Raw genomic sequence first — 7,674 nt, forward strand, 5'->3', positions numbered from 1 at the left:
CCGAATGTTGCTTGAAAACGGGTTGCATAATCTTTGTTTTTAGTACTTAAAAATACTAATAATCAAGATTAAAAACAAAAAAACTGTCCGAAAATTACCTTTTCGGACAGCCTCTTTCTCATTTAATCAAATCAGAAAATGATATTACTTCGTTTTCACTGGTGGCAAGTCAAATGCAGCTGATTCATGCTCAAAACCATTGCGGTGTGAACCATCGCAAAAAGGTTTGTTTACTGATAATCCGCAACGGCAAAGACCCAAAGCAGTTCTTCCTTCTAATCCGTATGTTTTTCCTTCACAGTCTGTTATTTCGAAATCGCCTTCTATTTTTATAGAACCATTGCGATTGATTGTTAGTTTTGTTTTGCTCATAATGCTTTTTAATTTTTTAGAGTTCAAAGATTGCAAAATATTTTAGGACCTTTCTTCATTGCTGCGCTTTTTTATGATTCCAAATCGTAATTTACATTAATTCTATTTTATGTTACATTAAATTAGGAGCAATCGCAGGCAACTGAGAGAAATTAGAAATTGGAAATTTTTGAATATCTCAAAATTTGGTACAATCAAAAAAGAGCACATTATGCATTGAATTATCCAACTATTGAAGAACTTAAGAATCAAATTAATTGCAAAAATGCAGCGTAACTTTATGCGCCGTTTTTATTTGTGCATCCAATCCTTAAGATTAAAGTAATCTTGATAAGCTACAAATATTATTAGCTTCTATATTGTATATTTGCCCGTTAGGTAATCCGTTTTAGGTGGTGTTAATTATTTTATATTCTGTAAAAGAATAAAAACACCTTTTCAATTTTATAATTAAAAATAAATTCAATACCATATAATATTTTAAAAGCATGAGTATCTTAAAAAAAGTAAATGTATTCCGAAGGATTTTAACACGAAGCCTTACTAAAAATATCGGCAGTTCCCAGAAGAATCAACATATAGATTTGACTCAAAAAATTGAAATCAAAAGGGTATTAATTTCCAGACCTAATCATAGATTAGGAAACCTATTGCTTATTACACCGCTGGTACAAGACGTAATAGCCACTTTCCCAGAATGTAAAATTGATTTATTTGTAAAAGGAGGGCTTGCGCCAATTGTTTTTCAAAACTACGAAAACATCAATTATATTATTGAACTCCCTAAAAAGCCTTTTAAAAATTTAATTGATTATTTTCAAGTTTGGATAAAAATTAAAAAACAACACTATGACATTGTTATAAATGTTGATAAAGGTTCTTCATCTGGACGATTATCGGCTCAGTTTGCAGATGCGAAATATAAGTTTTTTGGCGAAGTTGATGAAAACATTGCATTAAAATATAAAGATTACGAGCACATTGCCAAGTATCCGGTGTATGAATTCAGAAGTTTTTTAACCAAATTAGGATTTCAAGAAAAGGACAATCCAGTTCCATCATTAGACCTTAAATTAAGCAATGCCGAGCTTGCCGAAGGCAAAAAAACAATAGACAAAATAGTTCCTGATGACAAGAAAACTATTGCTATTTTCACTTATGCAACGGACGATAAGTGCTATTCAGAAACTTGGTGGGAAGAATTTTATGAGCAATTAAAAACAAAATATCAAGATTACAATATTATAGAAATTTTACCGGTAGAAAATATTTCACAAATAGGATTTAAAGCACCTACTTTTTATAGCAAAGACATTCGGGAAATTGGTTCAGTAATTGCAAATACAGCAATTTTCATTGGGGCCGACAGTGGAATTATGCATTTGGCCAGCGCTTCACTAACACCTACTGTGGGTTTATTTTCTCGTCTTAATCAAAACAAATATGCCCCTTACAACAATAACAGCGTGGCCATAAACACCAATACCAGCACAACCGAGGAATCAATCAAAGTAATCAACAACATTCTTCTTGGTAAGAATTAATTAAAAGTATAAAGCAAATTATCCATGAAAAAAATAGCTATATTGCTAATTGTATTTGTAATCACTGGAACACTTTGCGCCCAGAATACCAACACCTATGCTTTGAAGTTGGACCACATGGCACTTTCAGTAAAAGACTTGGATCGCTCCGTTGATTTCTATACTAATGTTTTGAAACTTTCAGAAATTACCAATCTTACACGAAAAGAAGGAATTCGTTGGGTTTCATTGGGTGATGGCAAAGAATTACACTTAGTTTCCACAATTAAAGGACCTGTTACGATAAACAAAGCTGTACATCTTGCGTTTAAATCAGCTAATTTTGACGCATTGATTCAAGCACTTAAAGCTTTAAAAATTACATATTCTGACTGGCCGGGCAAACTTGACACCATCACCGTTAGAGCAGACGGAATCAAACAAATATACATACAGGATCCAGATGGCTATTGGATTGAAATAAATAGTGCCGAGCAACACTAAACTGTACAACTAAAAAAAACGAAACTCCTCAGTTGCCTGAGGAGTTTCGTTTTTTTATTCCTTATATTTTTTTGAAATTCACCAATTAGAATTACTGTAAAACTCTATTTATTTGGGAGAAATTTTTCTCATAATATTTTTCTTTGGTTGAGGAAATAATAACTCCATTACTCACTGAAGAGTGAATGAATTTTATTTCTCCTTCACAAACTTCTACCACCATACCTACATGATTAATTTGGCTTCTACCATTCGTTTTAAAGAAAATTAAATCTCCTTTTTGAGCTTCTTCAGTATTTATTTTAGTACCAATACCGGATTGTTCTCTTGATGTTCTTGGCAACTTTATATCGAATGCACCAAAAGTAGTACACATTAAACCGGAACAGTCAAATCCTGCTTTTGAAGTTCCTCCAGAACGGTATCTTGTTCCTATGTTTTCTGAAGCGCGTTCTATCAATTGATCCAGAAAATCATGACTAAAAGTAGACTTTAACGTATTGTTAAAATCAATTGTAGTGTTTTCAATTGTAGTTGCATTATTGCTATCGATGCTAACAACAGCATTATTTTCTACAGGTACATTATTTGCACGAATGTTCAATTTAGCTCCTACACGAAGCCCGTTTTTAACTTCTGGATTTTGTTTTTCTAATTCCTGAACTGTAATTCCGTATTGTTTAGCAATACCATATTTAGTTTCTTTTGGCAACACTTCACGAACAATATTATCTGAGATTGCGCTTGGCGTTTCATTAGGTTGAGAAACAGCTATAACTTCTGATTTTGGTAAATCTATTTTTGGTTGAGAAACTACTGGCTCTTCTGTTTTAGGTGTAATTGTAACGGGCTCTGCAATAACTACAGCTTCAGCAGTTGGTAATTCTTTGTTTGGCTGTGGCGCAACTGCTACTTCAGTCACTGGTATTCCATTTCCTGGAATCGTTATTTTTTGACCTACTCTAAGTGCTTTGGTACCTATAGTTGGATTAGCTTTGTCTAATTCTTTAACCGTAATTCCGTATTTTCTTGCGATAGAATATTTTGATTCTTTTGGCTGAACTTCTATCGTGGTTTGTTCCGTAGTGGATTTTTCAGTTTCGATTACTTGGGGAGTAACTACTAATTCCGGTTTTTGAGAAACCTTTTTGGCTTGAGGAGCAACAGCTACTTCCGTTGAAGATGCGTTTGCAGGAATTATAATTTTTTGACCTATTTTTAATCCTGTAGATTCTAACGTTGGATTAAGTTCATTTAATTCTTTTAGGGAGATTCCGTATTGTTTTACAATTCCGTAAAGCGTTTCTTTGGCAAGTACTTCATGTTCTTTTGCGGAGTAATTTGCTGCAACCTTGGATTTAGTATTTGTCTTTTTTGTGGCTGCTACAGGAATTAATAAAATGGAATTGAGTTTTAATAGATTTTTTGCGTTTGGATTTAATTTGAAAATAGCGCTTTGTTTAACATCATATTTCTCAGCAATACTAGAAATTGTTTCTCCTTTTACGATGGTGTGCTTCGTGATATTTTCCTGAGAAAAAAGAACGATACTATTCAATAAAAACAATGTTACAATTAATCTTAAACTCATATTCATTTATTTCAAATTACTTACCCCATTTTTATTCTACACAGCGATTTCGGGATATAATTATTAAATCTCGCTATGGTTTGCTTTTTTACTTTTTTATTTAAAAAATTGTAAAAATAATCCTTATCTCTTTCAAAAAAAGAGGTTCAGAATGTGTTCATTTTAAATTCTAGTTGATTTTTTATTTCAATTGCAAAAGCAAGTGAAATAGTAACGCCGTACAATCCTATTGTATTGTTGGGCTGAAAATAAAAATTCTAAAGAAGGTTGATTTAAAAAAACTATCAAAAAAGCTCCTTTGAATAATTAATTTTTCAAAAAAGCTAATATAAGAGATTTAATCAAAAAACACAGCCTTTTTTTAAATTTTAACGTTCAAAAAATAAAATTTCGACTTGTTTTTTGAATTTTACCCGTATTTTCGGCTTATAGCCCTTTTCTTTTTTAAAATAAAATTTTGTTTGAAATCAATAAATAGGAATTGAAATTCTGGTTTATGACTTGTAGCCCTGATGAAAGTGAAAAGCCTTTTGAAGCGGAATTGCCTATTTTTCCTGAGAAAAAAGAGCGCCTAAAAGAAGCTCCTTTTTTATCTTGGAAAAAAGCAATTGCGCAAAAAAGCTTGAAACGGTCAGCGGGAAATAGCTCAAAAAAAAACCACCTCATTTTATTTGAAGTGGCGCTGTTAATTCTCTCGTTTGGTTTATACTACATGAATATCACTCCACTTTTCAGCAAGTTTAGAGAGGTTAGCTCGCATTAAATCATCAGGAGTCATCGCTATTCTAAATTCGCAATTGGCTTCAAAATTTAAAAACCAAGGTTCAGCAATAGATGGAATTGCAGACGCATCAGGAACTTCAACTACCATAATTGCGCCCCGATGCCCGTCTTGTTCAGAAAAATAAATACTCTCTGGTTTGATATCATTAATCACTCGACTAATGATTTCGCCAGCTGTTCCATTTCTAGTCATTGAGTTGAAAGGCTCAATAGGAAAGATAACATTGACTAACATTCTCATAGCAATAAGATTTAAGATTAATAGTAACTAAAGATACAAAATAACATAATCCGCATTGCTAATAAAATACTCATTACCAATACTTTAACTTAAATCAACAAGCAATTAGAAAGCGAATATTGTTCTTCTGAAAAAACCCATGAAACAAAAAAACTCCCAAGTTTCCTTGAGAGTTTTGAATATAAATGTTTTAATTTACTTATGCGTTACTGGCAGCAGCAATTAAGTTTAATGCTGAACCAGCTACAAACCAGCCAATTTGCCCTTCGTTATAGGTATGGTTTGCCAAGATAATATCTTTGGTTCCATCTGCATGAACGAATTCTATAGTTAATGGCTTTCCTGGTGCAAAATCCACTAAATCTGTGAAGTTGATGGTGTCATCTTCCTGGATTTTATCGTAATCTGCTTCGTTAGCAAATGTCAATCCTAAAAGTCCTTGTTTTTTAAGGTTTGTTTCGTGGATACGAGCAAATGATTTTACTAATACTGCTTGAACCCCTAAGAAACGAGGCTCCATAGCTGCATGCTCACGAGAAGAACCTTCTCCATAATTGTGATCTCCCACAACAATAGATGGAACTCCAGCTGCTTTGTATGCACGTGCTACAGCAGGAACGGCATCATAGGTACCCGTTAATTGATTTTTAACCGAATTGGTTTTTTCTGTGAAAGCATTAACTGCTCCAATCAACATATTGTTAGAAATGTTATCTAAGTGACCGCGGAAACGCAACCATGGACCAGCCATAGAGATGTGATCTGTAGTACATTTTCCGAAAGCCTTAATCAATAATTTAGCTCCAGTAATATTTTTACCATCCCAAGGTTGGAATGGTGCCAATAATTGCAAACGATCTGAAGTTTCGCTAACTAGGATTTGAACACCTGATCCATCAGCTGCTGGTGCTTGAAAACCTGCATCTTCTACTGCGAAACCTTTTTTAGGCAATTCATCACCATAAGGAGCGGTTAGTTTTACTTCTTCTCCGTTATCGTTGATTAAAGTATCAGTAATAGGATTGAAATCCAAACGACCTGAAATTGCTAAAGCAGCAACCATTTCTGGAGATGTTACAAAAGCGTGTGTGTTTGGGTTACCATCGGCACGTTTAGAGAAGTTACGGTTGAAAGAGTGAACAATTGTGTTTTTCTCTCCTTTATCAGCACCAGCTCTATCCCATTGTCCGATACATGGTCCACAAGCATTAGTAAATACTTTGGTTCCCATTTTTTCGAAAGTAGCTATAATTCCATCTCTTTCGATAGTATATCTAATTTGCTCCGAACCTGGGTTGATACCAAACTCCGCTTTTGGGCTGATTCCTAATTCAACTGCCTGATTTACGATAGACGCAGCGCGAGCCATATCTTCGTAAGAAGAGTTGGTACAAGAACCGATTAATCCCCATTCTACTTTAATTGGCCATCCGTTTGCAGCAGCTTCAGCTTTCATCTGAGAAACTGGCGTACCGCGATCCGGAGTAAAAGGACCATTAATGTGTGGTTCTAATTCAGAAAGATTAATTTCGATTACTTGGTCAAAATATGTTTCCGGGTTTGCATACACTTCTGGATCAGCAGTTAAATAAGACGCTACCTTATCAGCAGCATCTACTACATCTTGACGACCTGTTGCAGAAAGGTATCTTCTCATGGACTCGTCATAACCAAATGTAGATGTGGTAGCTCCAATTTCGGCACCCATATTACAAATAGTTCCTTTTCCAGTACATGACATTGAAGTAGCTCCTTCTCCAAAATATTCAACGATAGCTCCTGTTCCACCTTTTACAGTAAGAATATCAGCTACTTTAAGGATAACATCTTTTGGTGCAGTCCAACCAGAAAGTTTTCCAGTTAATTTTACCCCTATTAATTTTGGAAATTTTAATTCCCATGACATTCCTGACATTACATCTACAGCGTCAGCTCCACCAACTCCAATAGCCAACATTCCTAATCCACCTGCATTTACAGTATGTGAATCGGTACCAATCATTAAACCTCCTGGGAAGGCATAATTCTCCAAAACGATTTGGTGAATAATTCCTGAACCTGGTTTCCAGAAACCAATTCCGTATTTATCAGACACTGAAGAAAGGAAGTCAAAAACTTCTTTGGATTGTGTATTTGCTGCAGCTAAATCAAATTCAGCTCCATTTTTAGCCAAAATCAAGTGATCACAATGCACTGTTGTAGGAACTGCAACTTTCTTTTTACCAGCGTGCATAAATTGCAACAATGCCATTTGAGCCGTTGCATCTTGACAAGCAACTCTATCCGGGGCAAAATCCACATAATCAACACCTCTTCCAAAAGCAGTTGACGGCATTCCATCCCAAAGGTGATTGTACAAAATTTTCTCTGTTAAAGTAAGCGGACGGCCAACTATTTCACGTGCCTTATCAACACGAGTTGTCATGTTGTCGTACACTTTTTTAATCATTTCAATATCAAAAGCCATAATATATAGGTATTTTTTGTTATTCTATTTCTTCACCACAAGATACAAAAAAATAGAGTATAAAAAAAAGCCTGAGTCATGAACATGCCCCAAAAAGTTAGACACTATTTGGGGCATTTTTATGGAAAAAAAAGTAAAGTATGATTATGCATTTAAGTTAGAATGTGTAGAATTAGTTTTAAAACAACATTTC

Annotated in this window: 6 protein-coding genes; 2 read left to right on the top strand and 4 right to left on the bottom strand. The window is 34.3% G+C overall.

The annotated features are described in order from the left end of the window. Positions 1–144: 144 nt before the first annotated feature. On the bottom strand, positions 145–372 hold the full coding sequence (locus QLS31_RS15795) for a CDGSH iron-sulfur domain-containing protein (protein WP_132065763.1): 228 nt from the start codon (positions 370–372) through the stop codon (positions 145–147). A gap of 488 nt (positions 373–860) precedes the next feature. On the opposite strand from QLS31_RS15795, the gene QLS31_RS15800 reads away from it, so the two are divergent. Together QLS31_RS15800 and QLS31_RS15805 are read left to right on the top strand one after the other, a co-directional pair. Next, complete coding sequence (locus QLS31_RS15800; RefSeq protein ID WP_282744644.1) at positions 861–1,916, top strand: glycosyltransferase family 9 protein; 1,056 nt, start codon at positions 861–863, stop codon at positions 1,914–1,916. A 24-nt stretch (positions 1,917–1,940) separates the two neighbouring features. After that, positions 1,941–2,399: a VOC family protein gene (locus QLS31_RS15805; RefSeq protein WP_282744645.1), complete on the top strand. Its 459-nt coding sequence runs from the start codon at positions 1,941–1,943 to the stop codon at positions 2,397–2,399. 91 nt (positions 2,400–2,490) lie between these two features. On the opposite strand, the gene QLS31_RS15810 is transcribed toward QLS31_RS15805, so the two are convergent. The 3 genes from QLS31_RS15810 to QLS31_RS15820 form a co-directional block, all read right to left on the bottom strand. Further along, positions 2,491–3,990 carry a peptidoglycan endopeptidase gene (locus QLS31_RS15810; RefSeq protein ID WP_282744646.1) on the bottom strand — a complete coding sequence of 500 codons (1,500 nt, stop codon included), beginning with the start codon at positions 3,988–3,990 and terminating at the stop codon, positions 2,491–2,493. A 703-nt stretch (positions 3,991–4,693) separates the two neighbouring features. Continuing rightward, positions 4,694–5,014, bottom strand: a complete 321-nt coding sequence (locus QLS31_RS15815; protein WP_099714555.1) for a panthothenate synthetase — start codon at positions 5,012–5,014, stop codon at positions 4,694–4,696. Positions 5,015–5,213: 199 nt separating this feature from the next. Next, on the bottom strand, positions 5,214–7,481 hold the full coding sequence (locus tag QLS31_RS15820) for an aconitate hydratase (protein ID WP_282744647.1): 2,268 nt from the start codon (positions 7,479–7,481) through the stop codon (positions 5,214–5,216). Positions 7,482–7,674: the final 193 nt, after the last annotated feature.

Source organism: Flavobacterium sp. XS2P24 (genome assembly GCF_030010285.1).
Lineage (GTDB): Bacteria > Bacteroidota > Bacteroidia > Flavobacteriales > Flavobacteriaceae > Flavobacterium > Flavobacterium algoritolerans.

Coding starts and splice junctions, on each gene's coding strand:
- QLS31_RS15795 (WP_132065763.1), bottom strand. CDS start 372: ATGAGCAAAACAAAACTAACAATCAATCGCAATGGTTCTATAAAAATA.
- QLS31_RS15800 (WP_282744644.1), top strand. CDS start 861: ATGAGTATCTTAAAAAAAGTAAATGTATTCCGAAGGATTTTAACACGA.
- QLS31_RS15805 (WP_282744645.1), top strand. CDS start 1,941: ATGAAAAAAATAGCTATATTGCTAATTGTATTTGTAATCACTGGAACA.
- QLS31_RS15810 (WP_282744646.1), bottom strand. CDS start 3,990: ATGAGTTTAAGATTAATTGTAACATTGTTTTTATTGAATAGTATCGTT.
- QLS31_RS15815 (WP_099714555.1), bottom strand. CDS start 5,014: ATGAGAATGTTAGTCAATGTTATCTTTCCTATTGAGCCTTTCAACTCA.
- QLS31_RS15820 (WP_282744647.1), bottom strand. CDS start 7,481: ATGGCTTTTGATATTGAAATGATTAAAAAAGTGTACGACAACATGACA.